Consider the following 14,421-nt stretch of genomic DNA (forward strand, 5'->3'; position numbering starts at 1 on the left):
CGGGCCTTGCGGCGCTCGGCCAGCAGGGCGGCGGTGAAGATCAGCAGCTTGTCTTTTTCGCGAGGGGTCAGTTCCATGGTGTCTCGTGTGGAGCCAGGCGGGGCTGCGGCACTGAAATTGCGGTGTCAGGCCGGCTTGATCCTTCACTATGCAAGACCCAGACCAAAACAGTCCAGCCCTGAACGCGGCGCCCGGCGAGGCGCTGCAGCGTGTCGTCAAGGTGCGACGCGACTACAACACCTGGGTGGCCACCGAGACGCTGGAAGACTATGCCCTGCGCTTCACGCCCCGCTCGGCGCGCCGCTGGAGCGACTGGCGTGTGGCGAACACCGCGTTCGGGGCCTCGTCGTTCCTGGTGCTTGAAGCGGTGGGGGCCGCCTTGCTGGTCGAGCATGGCTTCCTCAACGCCTTCTGGGCCATTCTGGCCACGGGGCTGATCATCCTGCTGGCAGGCTGGCCGATCAGCGTCTATGCCGCCCGCCATGGCGTGGACATGGACCTGCTGACGCGCGGCGCGGGTTTTGGCTACATCGGCTCGACCATCACCTCGCTGATCTACGCGAGCTTCACGTTCATCTTCTTTGCGCTCGAGGCCGCCGTGATGGCCTATGCGCTGGAGCTTGCCTTCGACATCCCCCCGGCCTGGGGTTACCTGGTCTGCGCGCTGGTGGTGATCCCGCTGGTCACCCACGGGGTGACGACCATCAGCCGGCTGCAGCTGTTCACGCTGCCTTTGTGGCTGGTGATGCTGGTGGTGCCGTATGTCTTCGTCTTTCAGGATCACCCGACGATCCTGCATGACCTGGCCGGCTATGCGGGCGCCGACGGGCAGCAGGGCGCCTTCAGCGTGCTGGGCTTCGGTGCGGCGCTGACGGTGGGGGTGGCGCTGATCACGCAGATGGGCGAGCAGGCCGACTACCTGCGCTTCATGCCGGAGGTGCGGCCCGGGCAGCGCGCGCGCTGGTGGGCCTCGGTGTTTGTGGGTGGGCCGGGCTGGGTGATTCCCGGCGTGCTGAAGATGCTGGGCGGCGCCTTGCTGGCCTGGCTGGCCATGAGCTTCGCCGTGCCGGTCGAGCGGGCGCTGGACCCGAACCAGATGTACCTGGTGGCGTGGGAGAAGGTCTTTCCTGACCAGCGCTGGGCGATCGCGGCCGTGGCGCTGTTCGTGGTGGTTTCGCAGATCAAGATCAACGTGACCAACGCCTATGCGGGTTCGCTGGCATGGTCGAACTTCTTTGCTCGGGTCACGCACAGCCACCCCGGGCGGGTGGTGTGGGTGGTGTTCAACACGGTGATCGCCTTGCTGTTGATGGAGTTGAACCTCTTCCAGGCGCTGGGCAAGGTGCTCGGGCTGTACGGCAACATCGCCATCGCGTGGATCATGGCGGTGGTGGCGGATCTGGTCATCAACAAGCCCATGGGCTGGTCGCCGCCTGGCATCGAGTTCAAGCGGGCCTACCTGTACGACATCAATCCGGTCGGCGTGGGCGCCATGGGTTTGGCCTCGCTGATGTCCATCCTGGCGCATGTGGGCCTGCTGGGTGAGCTGGCTCAGGCGTTTTCCGCCGTCATCGCCATGGTGGTGGCGTTTGTTGCCTCGCCCCTTATTGCGTGGGCAACTCGGGGGCGCTATTACCTGGCGCGCATGCGGCTCGAGTCCGAGCCGGATATGTCAGCGGGAGGCTTAGAGCTGGCTGGTGGCCAGGCCGGGCGACCGCTGAGCAAGGTGATCCGTCTGCGCGCGCTGCACCGCTGCACCGTGTGCGAGCGCGAGTACGAAACAGATGACGTGGCACAGTGCCCCGCCTACCAGGGTTTCATCTGCTCGTTGTGCTGTTCTCTCGATGCGCGCTGCCAGGACCTGTGCAAGCCGCATGCGCGCTGGGCCGTGCAGTGGCGTGCGCTTGGCCGGCGGCTGCTGCCCGATCGCCTGTGGCAACAGGTGGACACCGAACTAGGCCAGTTCCTGGTGGTGATGCTGGTGCTCACGGGCTTGCTGGGCGCGCTGTTCGGCCTCGTGTTCCAGCAGCAGTTGCGTGAGCTGGACAGCATCGTGCCCACCGCGATGGAGCCGGCCCAGTTGCTTCAGCAGGCCTTCACCAAGGTATTTGCCGCGTTGGTGTTGATCGTGGGTGTGGTGGCGTGGTGGGTGGTACTGACGCACAAGAGCCGCCAGGTGGCCCAGGAAGAGTCGAACCGGCAGACCCATCTGCTGGTGCGCGAGATCGCGTCCCACCGCGTCACCGACGAGAAGCTGCAGCAGGCAAAGCAGACGGCTGAGCAGGCCAACCTGGCCAAGAGCCGCTACATCTCGACCATCAGCCACGAGCTGCGCACACCGCTCAACGGCATCCTCGGCTATGCCCAGTTGCTCGATGAAGACGAGAAGCTGCCCGAGCACGTCAAGCACGCGGTCGGCGTCATCAAACGCGGCGGCGACCACCTGCTGTCGCTGATCGAGGGCACGCTCGACATCGCGCGCATCGAGAGCGGCAAGCTGACGCTGGATGTGAAGCCGGTGCGGCTGCCCGAACTGCTGCATCAGATGGTGAGCCTCATCGAGCCCGAGGCGCGCGCCAAGCAGCTGCGTTTCGTGGCCGACATCGACCCTGGGCTGCCCGACGTGGTGCGGGCCGACGAGCGGCGTGTGCGCCAGATCCTCATCAACGTGCTGGGCAACGCGGTGAAGTTCACGCACACCGGCGAGGTGTGCTTCAAGGTGCGATACGCACGCGAGATTGCCCAGATCGACATCACCGATACCGGTCCGGGGATCGCGCAGGAAGAGCTCGACAAGGTGTTCGAGCCGTTCGCGCGGGGGTCATCGGCCGCGGGCAGCTCGGCCAGTGGCACCGGGCTGGGGCTCACCATCAGCAAGATGCTGACCGACCTCATGGGCGGCGAGATGAGGGTGCAGAGCGCCCCGGGCGTCGGCACGACCTTCAGCATCCGCCTGTTCTTGCCGCAGGTGCGGGTGGCCGGGCTGGCGCAGGCGGCGTCGCGCAAGGGGCAGCGTACGGGCTATGTGGGTGAGCGCCGGCGCGTCTGGGTGGTGGACAACGAGGAGGCCGACCGCGGCCTGCTGGTCCGCATTCTGGAGCCGCTGGGCTTCGAGGTCACACCGCTGCCGTCCGGCGTGGCGTGCCTCGCGCAGTTGCGTGCCACACCACCGCTGGCATTGCCGCACGCCATCTTCATGGACCTGGCCATGCCCGGTCTGGATGGCTGGGACACGTTGCGCGCCATTCGCGAGCAGCGCCTGTGCGACGCGCCGGCGGCCATCGTGTCCGCCAATGCGTTCGACAAGGCGCTGGAAAACGACGTTGGCATCACGCCCGACGACTTCATCGTCAAGCCGGTGCGTGTGAGCGAGCTGCTGGACTGGCTGGGGCGCAGGCTGGCGCTGCAGTGGATCGAGTCCGCGACTGAGCGCGCGCCGTCAGCCGTCTCGAACACGCCGCATCCACCTGCTGCGTCGGCTGCCGCGCTGCCTTCTCGCGAGGCGCTGCGCCGGCTGGAGGATCAGGTGCACACGGGCTACATGCGTGGCGTGCACCAGGCGCTTGACCAGATGGCCGCCGACGAGCCGGCCTGCGAGGCCTTTGTGCAGCGCATGCGGACGATGGCCCGCCAGTTTCAGCTCGATGCCATGGCCTCGAGCCTGCGTGAGGCGCTGGCGCAGGCACAATCGGCGCCGTGATGCACAGAGCCTGAACCGATGCTGGAGACACTCGACCGCAGCCGTACCGACGTCGTCCTCATCGTGGACGACGTGCCGGACAACCTCTCCTTGCTGCACGATGCGCTGGACGAAGCCGGCTACACCGTGCTGGTGGCCACCCACGGCGAGGCCGCGCTGCAACGGGCTTCGCAGATGGTGCCCGACATCATCCTGCTGGATGCCGTCATGCCCGGCATGGACGGATTCGAAGTGGCCCGGTGTCTGAAGGCCACCGCCGAAACCAGCCACATCCCCATCGTCTTCATGACCGGCCTGAGCGAGACCGAGCATGTGGTGGCGGCTTTCCAGGCCGGTGGTGTCGATTACGTCGTCAAGCCCATCCGACCTCGCGAAGTGATGGCCCGCATCGAGGCCCACATGCAGAGTGCCCGGCAGGCCCGGCAGGCGCGCAATGCGCTCGATGCCTTCGGGCATGCCTCGATGACGGTGCGCGTGCCGGACGGACGCATCCTTTGGCAGACGCCGCTGGCGCGCAAGCTGATGCAGGCCTTCTTCGATGTGCCGGAGACGGCCGCGCCGGCCGAGCTGGCCGACTGGTTGCGCCTGCATGCGCCGCGCATGGCCCAGGCCATCGACCGCGGCGAGGCCCCGCCCGTGCCGCCCGCGTGGGTGGTGAACCAGGGCAGCCGGCGGCTGAGCTTTGCGCTACACCAGCCCACCGGCGAAGACGAGTGGCTGCTGGTGATGCAGGAAAGCTCCGACCAGGCTGCGATGGAAGCGCTGAGCCAGGAATTCAAGCTGACCACGCGCGAAGGGGAGGTGCTGTACTGGGTCGTCAAGGGCAAGACCAACCGCGACATCGGTGACATCCTGGGCAGCAGCCCGGCCACCGTCAAGAAGCAGCTGGAGCACATCTTTGCCAAGCTGGGGGTGGAGACGCGCACGGCGGCTGCAGGGCTGGCCATGAGCCGGGTGGCGCAGCTCAAGGCCCGCTGACGGCGCTGGCGAGACACCCACCCGCAGCCCGACGCGGCTGGTTCAGAGCTTCGGCAACTCCAGTGCCTCTGGCGTGTGGCCCTGACTCAGCAGCCAGTCTCGCAGGGCAAGGCCGGTGGCCGCGGGCCAATAGCGTGCACGGGCGGGCTCGATGCGCTTGTAGTCCACCAGTTCCTCATTGAGCACGATCGTGCCGGTGGCCTTCACGTGGTAGGCCAGGATGATCTGGTTCTTCTTCGGGAAGGCGTAGTGCCCGACGAACGTGGCCGGCTCTATGGCGTCGAGGCCCAGCTCTTCCTTTACCTCGCGCAGCACGGCTTCTTCCGGGCTTGGGTCGTGCTTTTCCAGGAAGCCGGTGATCAGCGCATAGAAGGGCACGGGCCAGGCCGCGTTGCGCGCCAGAATGATGTGGCCGTCGTGCTCGACGATGGCCGCGACCACCGGCACCGGGTTGTCCCAGTGGACGAAGCCGCAGGCGGTGTCCGGGCAGCGCAGGCGCTGCGCGCCGTCGACGTGTTCGTCAGACAGCGGTGAGGCGCATTGGGGGCAGAAGCGGAAGGTCATGGCGCAGCATAGCGTCACCCGATCGGAAATCCCTTGATCAGCGCCCGCTGGATGCGCTGCGACGTCACGGCCAGCGTGGCCTGGTGCGCTGAACCGAGTGCCTCCCAGTGCCCCTCGAAATCCGCCCGGCACTGCTCGAACAGGTGCCGCGGCCCGGCGGTCACGATGTCGTTGCCGCCTTCGTCGGACAACACCGAGATCATCGAGCCCGCGAAGGCCTTGAACAGCCGCTTGCCGATCTCGCGGGTCTGGTCCGTATCAGCCTGCACATTGGCCACCAGCATGCCCTCGGGTGTCAGCGCCTTGCGGCAGTGGTTGTAGAAGCTGCGCGAGCACAGCGGCTCGGCAATGCCTTCGCCCGTGAAGCCGTCGACGAGGATCAGGTCGTAGGCGTGCGGTGGCCTGGCCACGAACTTCGCGCCGTCGTCGCACACCGTGTGCAGGCGGTCGTCATCCGGCGGGATGTGGAAGGCGTCGCGCAGGTCGATCACGCTCTGGCTGATCTCGACCACGGTCAGGTCGGCCTCGGGCACGTGGCGGTGCAGGTACTTGAGCATCGAGCCCCCACCCAGTCCGATCATCAGCACGCGGCGCGGCTTGGGGTTGAAGAGCAGGGCGCCCATCATGGTGCGGGTGTAGTCCAGCACCAGGTCATCCGGGTCGGCCACGCGCATGCAGCTCTGGATCAGGGTGCCCTCGAAGCTGAGGGTCACAGTCTGGCTGTTCGTGTGCAGCCGGGGTTGGTCGGGCATGGGCGGCGGGCGGTCGATGGGCTGGCCATTGTAGGAGGGGCGCACCGATACGCCATGTGGCGTATTCCGCCTTCGGAGCCCCCTCGGCACACTGAACCCATCTGATCACACAAGGGCCCCACAGGGCGCCTCGGATCAGAACCCGGTTCCCCTTGTTCACGTTCAACCCACCGCTTCAAAGGAGCGCCTTCACATGAACATCTCGCGTCGTAGCGCCGTCCAGTCCCTGTCCGCTGTCGCCCTGGGCGTCGCCGGCCTGGCCTTCAGCACCATGGCCTCGGCTGCCGACACCATCAAGGTCGGCGTGCTGCACTCGTTGTCCGGCACCATGGCCATCTCGGAAACGGTTCTGAAGGACACCGTGCTGATGGCGATCGACGAGATCAACGCCAAGGGCGGCCTGCTTGGCAAGAAGCTCGAGCCGGTGGTGGTCGACCCCGCTTCGAACTGGCCGCTGTTCGCCGAGAAGGCCAAGCAGCTGCTGACCCAGGACAAGGTGGCCGTGACCTTCGGCTGCTGGACCTCGGTGTCGCGCAAGTCGGTGCTGCCGGTCTACAAGGAGAACAACGGCCTGCTGTTCTACCCCGTGCAGTACGAAGGTGAAGAGCTCGAGAAGAACGTGTTCTACACCGGCGCCGCGCCCAACCAGCAGGCCATTCCCGCCGTGGAATACCTGATGAGCAAGGACGGCGGCTCGGCCAAGCGCTTCGTGCTGCTGGGCACCGACTATGTGTACCCCCGGACCACCAACAAGATCCTGCGCGCCTTCCTGAAGTCCAAGGGTGTGGCCGAGGCCGACATCATGGAGGAGTACACCCCCTTCGGCCACTCCGACTACCAGACCATCATTGCCAAGATCAAGAAGTTCGCTTCCGAAGGCAAGAAGACGGCCGTGGTCTCGACCATCAACGGCGACTCGAACGTGCCCTTCTACAAGGAACTGGGCAACCAGGGTCTGAAGGCCAAGGACGTGCCCGTGGTGGCCTTCTCGGTGGGTGAAGAAGAACTGCGCGGCGTGGACACCAAGCCGCTGGTCGGCCACCTGGCTGCCTGGAACTACTTCATGAGCGTCAAGAGCCCGGCCAACACCGAGTTCATCAAGAAGTGGTCGGCTTATGCCAAGGCCAAGAACATCGCCGGCCACAAGGACAAGCCGCTGACCAACGACCCGATGGAAGCCACCTACATCGGCATCAACATGTGGGCCCAGGCCGTCAAGAAGGCCGGCACCACCGATGTGGACAAGGTGATTGCCGCGATGGCCGGCCAGACCTTCCCGGCGCCGGGTGGCTTCATGTCCAAGATGGACGAGAAGAACCACCACCTGCACAAGCCGGTGTTCATCGGCGAGGTGAAGGCCGACGGCCAGTTCAAGGTGGTCTGGAAGACCCCGGGCCCGGTCAAGGCCCAGCCCTGGAGCCCCTACATCCCCGGAAACGACAAGAAGAAGGACGAGCCGGAAGCCAAGTAAGGCGAGATCAGGCGGGTGCCCGTCCCCGCCTTTTGACGACGGGATGAACCAAGAAGCAGAGCGGTTCGCCCCTTGGGGGGTAACCCCAGGGGGCGTTTTTTTGCCGCCGACAACGACATGACTGGAATGCCTGTGAAGACACCAGACGCCGCATCGACCTGCCGTCGCCCCAGCCTGACCCGCTGGCTGAGCGCCGCCCTGATGGCCGCCTTGCTGGGCTGCCAGAGTGCCCACGCGCTGACCCCTGACGAGGCCTACGCCGTGGCCGCTGGAGACAACGATGCGCGCATTGCCGCCCTGCAGCTGCTGGTGGTGAAGAACGACCCGGGCCTGCCCGCCTTTCTGGAGGCGCTGGCCGCCGACAGTGTGAAGGTGGCCGGCAACCGCGCCTACATCGTCGAGGGCGACACCGCCCGCGAAGCCGCATCGGGCCAGCCCGCGAAGCTGCCCGACGACGCCGAGGACGTGGTCAACAACAACCGGATGTCCAGCGAGATCGAGGCGGCCCTGGCCGCGGGCAAGCTCAGCTCAACGGATCCGGCCGAGCGGGCCAGCGCCATCGAGGCCCTGAGCAACGCGGCCGATGAATCGAAGCTGGCCGTGATCGACAAGGCCCTGGCCAGCGAGCAAGATGCCCGTCTGAAGGCGCAACTGGAGATGGTGCGCGCGAAGGCGCTGTTGACGGCCACTGACGCTGCGCGCCGCATTGAGGCTGCACGTGCATTGGGCGAGCGCGCCAGCCCCGAGGCCCGCGCGCTGCTGATGGAGCGCCTGGCCGATGGTGGCGAAACGGATGCCGCCGTGCGCGGCGCGCTGCAGGCCGAACTGGACGCCATCAACCGCAAGCTGGCCTGGGGCGAGTACGCCGGCGTGCTGTTCACCGGCGTCAGTCTGGGCTCGATCCTGCTGCTGGCGGCACTGGGCCTGGCCATCACCTACGGGCTGATGGGCGTGATCAACATGGCGCACGGCGAGCTGATGATGATCGGTGCCTACGCCACGTTCGTTATTCAAAACCTGTTCCGGCATCACCTGCCGCAGTTCTTTGACTGGTACATCCTGCTGGCCGTGCCGGCGTCCTTCCTGGCTGCCGCTGCGGTCGGGGCGGTGCTCGAGCGCGGCGTGTTCCGCTTCCTGTATGGCCGCCCACTCGAGACCCTGCTGGCGTCCTGGGGCATCAGCCTCATCCTGATGCAGGCCGTGCGGTCGGTGTTCGGCGCGCAGAACGTGCAGGTCGAGAACCCCAACTGGATGTCGGGCGGCTTCGAGGTGCTGAGCAACCTGACCTTGCCCTACAACCGCCTGGCCATCATCGCGTTTGCCGGCCTGGTGCTGCTCGGCATCACGCTGCTGATCGCGAAGACCCGACTTGGCCTGTTCGTGCGCAGCGTCACCCAGAACCGCCCGATGGCCTCGTGCGTCGGCGTCAACACCGCGAAGGTCGACACGATGGCGTTCTCGCTGGGGGCGGGCATTGCGGGCCTGGCCGGGTGTGCGCTTTCGCAGATCGGCAACGTGGGGCCGGATCTGGGGCAGAACTACATCGTCGATTCGTTCATGGTGGTGGTGACCGGTGGCGTGGGCCAGCTGGCGGGCACCGTGTATGCAGCCATGGGCCTGGGCATGGTGAACAAGCTGCTGGAAGGCTGGTCGGGTGCCGTGCTGGCGAAGATCATGGTGCTGGTCATCGTGGTGATCTTCATCCAGAAGCGCCCGCAAGGTCTGTTCGCCATGAAGGGCCGCAGCGCCGAAGCCTGAGGAGAAAACAATGAGTGCAGTGATGACTTCCCCTTTGCCTGCGGCCGGTGTTGCGGTGCCCCGCAGCGCGCTGGGCCCCAAGGGCTGGACCGCCCTGATGGCCGCCGTGATCACGGTGGTCGTGCTGGCCCCGGTGCTCAACATGCTGGTGCCGGCCGGCTCGGCCTTCCACCTGTCGGACTACGCGGTCGCTCTGATCGGCAAGATCATGTGCTACGCCATCTGCGCGCTGGCCATGGACCTGATCTGGGGCTACACCGGCATCCTGTCGCTGGGCCACGGGCTGTTCTTTGCTCTGGGGGGCTATGGCATGGGCATGTACCTGATGCGCCAGATCGGCCGTGACGGCAGCTACGGCGCCGACATCCCGGACTTCATGGTCTTTTTGGACTGGAAGACCGTGCCCTGGCACTGGACGCTGAGTGAGAGCTTCATTGGCCAGATGCTGCTGGTGGTGCTGGTGCCGGGTTTGCTCGCCTTTGTTTTCGGCTTCTTTGCCTTCCGCAGCCGCATCAAGGGCGTGTACTTCTCGATCATCACCCAGGCGATGACGTTCGCGGCCATGCTGCTGTTCTTCCGCAATGAAACCGGTTTCGGCGGCAACAACGGCTTCACCGACTTCAAGCGCATCCTCGACATCCCGCTGGCACAGCCATCCACCCGCATGGTGCTGTTCGTGCTGACCGGGCTGACCCTGATCGGCTTCTACCTGATGGCCCGTTGGCTGGTGAACACCAAGTTCGGCCGCGTGCTCCAGGCCATCCGTGATGCCGAGAACCGCGTCATGTTCTGCGGTTACAACCCGCTGGCCTACAAGCTCACCATCTGGACGATTTCGGCTGTGATGTGCGCGATCGCCGGGGCGCTGTATGTCCCGCAGGTCGGCATCATCAACCCCAGCGAGATGTCCGCGGCGGCCTCCATCGAGATCGCCATCTGGACCGCGGTCGGCGGGCGTGCCACGCTGATCGGCCCGATCATCGGCGCCTTCTTCGTCAACGGCGCCAAGAGCTGGTTCACCGTGGCCTTCCCCGAGTTCTGGCTGTACTTCCTGGGCCTGCTCTTCGTGGTGGTGACCCTGTTCCTGCCGGACGGCATCGTCGGCGGCGTGAAGAAGCTGTTCAACAAGCAAGCTGAGGTGAAGGCATGACCCCGGATCTGATGGAAGCCGGCACGCAGGCGCTGGCCCGTGCCTACAAGACGCCCACCAACGCGGGAGAATCGGGCGGCCGCGAGGCCAGCTACGGCCGTGTCGTGGATGACCCCGATCGGGTGGACCTGGCTCACGGGTCGATCCTGTACCTGGACGACATCGAGGTGAGCTTCGACGGCTTCAAGGCCCTCAACAAGCTGAGCCTGGACATCGCCGTGGGGGAGATGCGCTGCATCATCGGCCCCAACGGGGCGGGCAAGACCACGATGATGGACGTGATCACCGGCAAGACGCGACCCGACAGCGGCACGGCCTTCTTCGGCTCGACCATCGACCTGCTGAAGAAACGCGAAAGCGAGATTGCCCAGATCGGCATCGGTCGCAAGTTCCAGAAGCCCACGGTGTTCGAGCACCTGAGCGTGTTCGAGAACCTGGAGCTGGCGCTCAAGGCCGACCGCCGTGCACGTGCCTCGGTGTTCTTCAAGCTCAGTGGCGAGCAGCTGGATCGCATCGGCGCCATGCTGCAACTCATCCACCTGAAGAACCAGGCGCAGCGCACCGCCGGCCTGTTGTCGCACGGGCAGAAGCAGTGGCTGGAGATCGGCATGCTGCTGATGCAGGACCCCAAGCTGCTGCTGTTGGACGAGCCCGTGGCCGGCATGACGGATGAAGAGACCGAGCGCACGGCCGAGCTGTTCCTGTCATTGGAAGGCGCGCACTCGCTGGTGGTGGTCGAGCACGACATGAAGTTCATCCACGAACTCACCACCCAGGGCGCCACCGCAGGCAAGAAGAAGGTCACGGTGCTGCACGAGGGCAGCGTGCTGGCCGAAGGCACGCTCGCCGAGGTGCAGGCCAACGACAAGGTCGTCGAGGTCTACCTCGGACGCTGATCAGGAGAGAACGACATGCTGAAGATTGAAGCCGTCAACCAGTACTACGGCGGCTCGCACATTCTGCGCGGGCTGGATTTCGAGGCCAAGGTGGGCGAGGTGACCGTCATCCTGGGCCGCAACGGCGTGGGCAAGACCACGCTGCTCAAGAGCCTGATGGGCCTGGTGCAGATCAAGTCGGGCAGCATCACGCTGGATGGTCAGGCGATCGACCGCCTCAAGCCCTATGAGCGAGTGCGACTGGGCGTGGGGTATGTGCCCCAGGGCCGCGAGATCTTCGGGCGCCTCACGGTGGCCGAGAACCTGCAGATGGGCCTGGCGAGCAAGCCCGGCAGCACGCCGCTGCCCGAGCAGCTGTTCGAGCTGTTTCCCGTGCTCAAGCAGATGCTGCACCGCCGCGGGGGCGACCTGTCTGGCGGGCAACAGCAGCAGTTGGCGATCGCGCGTGCCCTGGCGGCTGGCCCGAAGCTGCTGATCCTCGATGAGCCGACCGAAGGCATCCAGCCCAGCATCATCAAGGACATCGGGCGGGCCATCCGCAAGCTCGCCGATGAAGGGCTGAACGGCCAGCGCATGGCCATCGTGCTCGTCGAGCAGTTCTACGACTTCGCGGCCGAACTGGCCGATCAGTATCTGGTGATGGAGCGCGGCGAGGTCATCCGCCGCGGCCGCGGTGCCGACATGGAAACCGACGGCGTGCGCCAGCTGATGTCGATCTGAGCAGGCGGGCAGGGCGGCTCAGGCCTTGCGCAGCCGCTTGCCCAGGTTGGTGATGGCTGCGTGCAGCTCCTTGAAGCTCACGGGCTTCACGAAGAACGCATCGGCACCGCGCTCCAGGCCCGCAATGCGGTCGTCAGTACGACCGTGTGCCGAGACGATGATCACACCGCAACCGTTTTCCTGGCGGAAGCGGGCGGTGAGGTCGAGCCCGTTTTCCTGCGTGCCCAGTTCGATGTCGACCACCAGGATGTCAGCCGGGCCGCGGGCCCATTCGTCGGCCAGTTCGTAGCCATTGCGCACGCCCACCGCGTGGTGCCCGAACTGGTTCAGGCTGCGCGTCATGAGCTGGCGCAGCAGATCCTGGTCTTCGACGACAATCACGCGCAGTGGGCGAGCCACATCAATGAGGGGGGCGCCTCCCTCCAAGGGCTGAGGCGCCATCACGGCGCGCACCAGTTCGGCCACCGAATCGACGCCCATCTGGCGCATCACTTCGGCGCGGTGAACCTTCACGGTGTGCACCGTGATGTCGAGCCGCTCGGCAATTTCCTTGTTCGTCAGGCCTTCGACGACCAGCTCGCAGACCTGCATCTGGCGTGGCGTGAGGGACTGCAGGCGGCCAATGACCGTGTTTTGAGCCTGTTCAGGCGAGTGAGTGAGCGCGTTCATGGGGTCTGGTCCGACTCGGCAGTCCCGGCTGGGCGCACGAATAGGCCTGAGTCGGCTGAGGCCTGAGCTGGAAAGGTAGACTGCAGTCCCCTATCTTAACGACACATTCATCATGCCCATCACCACTGCATCCGGCTTGCAAATCGAAGACACCGTCGTGGGCGACGGGGCCGAAGCCAAGGCTGGCAACCACGTTTCCGTGCACTACACGGGCTGGCTTTATCAGAACGGCGTCCAGGGTGCCAAGTTCGATTCCAGCAAGGACCGCGGCCAGCCGTTCGTGTTCCCGCTGGGCGCCGGCCACGTCATCCGCGGCTGGGACGAGGGCGTGCAGGGCATGAAGGTGGGCGGCACGCGCGTGCTGGTGATTCCGGCCGAATTGGGCTACGGTGCGCGCGGTGCGGGCGGCGTCATCCCGCCGAACGCCACGCTGAAGTTCGAAGTCGAACTGCTGGGCGTCTGAGGCAGCATGTTTGCCCCCAGCCAGGAGCAGGTTCGCCGCTTCTTCTGTGAGGCCTGGTCCAAGCACCAGGCCGGAATGCCGCTGACCCCGCTCGAGGCTCAGGCGGCCGACTGGATCGCCGAACACCCGGAGTACCACGTGGACCTGGGTGACGTGGATGCGGCCATTGCGGCGCAGTACAGCGTGGAGGACGGGCGAACCAATCCCTTTCTTCACCTGTCGATGCATCTGTCTCTGACCGAGCAGGTCAGCATCGATCAGCCCCGGGGTATCAAAGCGGCGGTCGGCAAGCTGGCGGAACGCCGTGGCTCGCTGCACGCTGCCCACCACGAGGCCATGGAAGCACTGGGTGAGATGGTGTGGGCGTCACAGCGCTTCGGCCAGCCTTTTGACGGCCCGGCCTACATCGACCGCATCCTGGCGCTCGCCACCCGTTGATCTCTGGCGGATGACCGGCCCCGGTCGTTCGCTGTATCGGCCCCCTCAGAATTCCGGAAGCGCTCCGTTTGTCGGGTGCGGCTGCCGCATGGCCCGGTGGGTCCGCATGGCTGAAGGAGCCAAACTGCCCGATGTCGGCTGTGGACGTGATCAAACTCACACCATTGGCTGATTTAGTTGGTGTTAGGCCTGCATCGCGGGGGGGCTGGCAGCGGCAAGAAACTGTTACACGAATCTACACTTGGAGGGTTCACGACCGATAAGTTGGGTTTCTTCATGCCGATTCTTGCCATGTCCGCTGGTGTTGTCACTGCCGTGTGGGGCTCTGCCTTTGTCCGGGCCCCTGATGGGAAGCTCACGCCGATCCGTGTGGGCGACAAGATGAAGGGCGGCGAGCAGATCGTTACCGAGGCGGATGGGATCGTTCAGATCTCTCCCCTGGACGGCGCGGTGGTGACGGCGAAGCCTGCGAAACCGCAAGCGGTGGACGTGGATCGGGCGCTGGAGGCGCTGGAGAGCCCCACCGATGAAGAGGCGCCAGCCGCAGGTCTGACGGGGGGCGCCGAAGGCGGCTTCCAGCCCGGGCTGCGTGTGGACCGCGTTGTGGAGTCGGTCGGCCCTCAGTCGTTTGTCTATGGCACGGCGCGCGGGCCGGCTGAAACCCCGATTGCCGTGACAGCGGACAACCGACCGCTGTTTGCCGCAACGCTCGTCCAGCCCGAGGAGACGCCTGCGCCGTCGCTGCCGACGCTGATCATCAGCGGCCCGGCCGACGTCAACGAGGCGGCCGGCACGGTGACCTACACGGTGACGCTGTCGAACCCGAGCAGCACGCCGGTGACGGTGAACTACGCGACGCAGG

General features: G+C 65.8%; 14 protein-coding genes. 10 read left to right on the top strand and 4 right to left on the bottom strand.

Going from position 1 to position 14,421, the window contains the following annotated elements:
* Positions 1–77 (bottom strand): urease subunit gamma (locus Q0Z44_RS16765; RefSeq protein ID WP_298014914.1); only part of this gene is annotated, 77 nt, incomplete at its 3' end.
* A gap of 71 nt (positions 78–148) precedes the next feature.
* Here Q0Z44_RS16765 and Q0Z44_RS16770 point away from each other — a divergent pair.
* Positions 149–3,700: an ATP-binding protein gene (locus Q0Z44_RS16770; RefSeq protein WP_298014893.1), complete on the top strand. Its 3,552-nt coding sequence runs from the start codon at positions 149–151 to the stop codon at positions 3,698–3,700.
* Positions 3,701–3,718: 18 nt separating this feature from the next.
* Positions 3,719–4,678 carry a response regulator transcription factor gene (locus tag Q0Z44_RS16775; RefSeq protein ID WP_298014895.1) on the top strand — a complete coding sequence of 320 codons (960 nt, stop codon included), beginning with the start codon at positions 3,719–3,721 and terminating at the stop codon, positions 4,676–4,678.
* A 42-nt stretch (positions 4,679–4,720) separates the two neighbouring features.
* Here the strand turns inward: Q0Z44_RS16775 and Q0Z44_RS16780 are convergent, their stop codons facing one another.
* Complete coding sequence (locus Q0Z44_RS16780; RefSeq protein WP_298014898.1) at positions 4,721–5,242, bottom strand: NUDIX domain-containing protein; 522 nt, start codon at positions 5,240–5,242, stop codon at positions 4,721–4,723.
* Positions 5,243–5,256: 14 nt separating this feature from the next.
* Positions 5,257–6,039, bottom strand: coding sequence for a spermidine synthase (locus Q0Z44_RS16785; protein ID WP_298014900.1), 783 nt, complete (start codon positions 6,037–6,039; stop codon positions 5,257–5,259).
* Positions 6,040–6,187: 148 nt separating this feature from the next.
* On the opposite strand from Q0Z44_RS16785, the gene urtA reads away from it, so the two are divergent.
* From urtA to urtE, 5 genes are all read left to right on the top strand, one after another.
* Positions 6,188–7,465, top strand: a complete 1,278-nt coding sequence (gene urtA / locus Q0Z44_RS16790) for an urea ABC transporter substrate-binding protein (RefSeq protein ID WP_179950619.1) — start codon at positions 6,188–6,190, stop codon at positions 7,463–7,465.
* Positions 7,466–7,666: 201 nt separating this feature from the next.
* Positions 7,667–9,223, top strand: coding sequence for an urea ABC transporter permease subunit UrtB (gene urtB / locus Q0Z44_RS16795; protein ID WP_298014916.1), 1,557 nt, complete (start codon positions 7,667–7,669; stop codon positions 9,221–9,223).
* A 22-nt stretch (positions 9,224–9,245) separates the two neighbouring features.
* Positions 9,246–10,373 carry an urea ABC transporter permease subunit UrtC gene (gene urtC, locus Q0Z44_RS16800; RefSeq protein ID WP_298014902.1) on the top strand — a complete coding sequence of 376 codons (1,128 nt, stop codon included), beginning with the start codon at positions 9,246–9,248 and terminating at the stop codon, positions 10,371–10,373.
* Positions 10,370–11,269, top strand: a complete 900-nt coding sequence (gene urtD / locus Q0Z44_RS16805) for an urea ABC transporter ATP-binding protein UrtD (RefSeq protein WP_294637691.1) — start codon at positions 10,370–10,372, stop codon at positions 11,267–11,269. Before urtC ends, urtD begins: the two co-directional genes overlap by 4 nt.
* Before the next feature lie 15 nt (positions 11,270–11,284).
* A complete protein-coding gene (urtE, locus tag Q0Z44_RS16810) occupies positions 11,285–11,989 on the top strand; it encodes an urea ABC transporter ATP-binding subunit UrtE (RefSeq protein WP_298014904.1) in 705 nt (234 codons plus the stop codon).
* A gap of 18 nt (positions 11,990–12,007) precedes the next feature.
* Here the strand turns inward: urtE and Q0Z44_RS16815 are convergent, their stop codons facing one another.
* Positions 12,008–12,658: a response regulator gene (locus Q0Z44_RS16815; RefSeq protein ID WP_298014906.1), complete on the bottom strand. Its 651-nt coding sequence runs from the start codon at positions 12,656–12,658 to the stop codon at positions 12,008–12,010.
* Between the two features lie 112 nt (positions 12,659–12,770).
* On the opposite strand from Q0Z44_RS16815, the gene Q0Z44_RS16820 reads away from it, so the two are divergent.
* From Q0Z44_RS16820 to Q0Z44_RS16830, 3 genes are all read left to right on the top strand, one after another.
* Positions 12,771–13,121, top strand: a complete 351-nt coding sequence (locus Q0Z44_RS16820; RefSeq protein WP_298014908.1) for an FKBP-type peptidyl-prolyl cis-trans isomerase — start codon at positions 12,771–12,773, stop codon at positions 13,119–13,121.
* Between the two features lie 6 nt (positions 13,122–13,127).
* Positions 13,128–13,559, top strand: a complete 432-nt coding sequence (locus tag Q0Z44_RS16825; protein ID WP_298014910.1) for a DUF1841 family protein — start codon at positions 13,128–13,130, stop codon at positions 13,557–13,559.
* 291 nt (positions 13,560–13,850) lie between these two features.
* Positions 13,851–14,421: hypothetical protein (locus Q0Z44_RS16830; RefSeq protein ID WP_298014912.1), on the top strand; the 571-nt coding region annotated here is incomplete at its 3' end.

The organism is uncultured Aquabacterium sp., assembly GCF_947366995.1.
In the GTDB taxonomy this organism is placed as follows: Bacteria; Pseudomonadota; Gammaproteobacteria; order Burkholderiales; family Burkholderiaceae_C; genus Aquabacterium.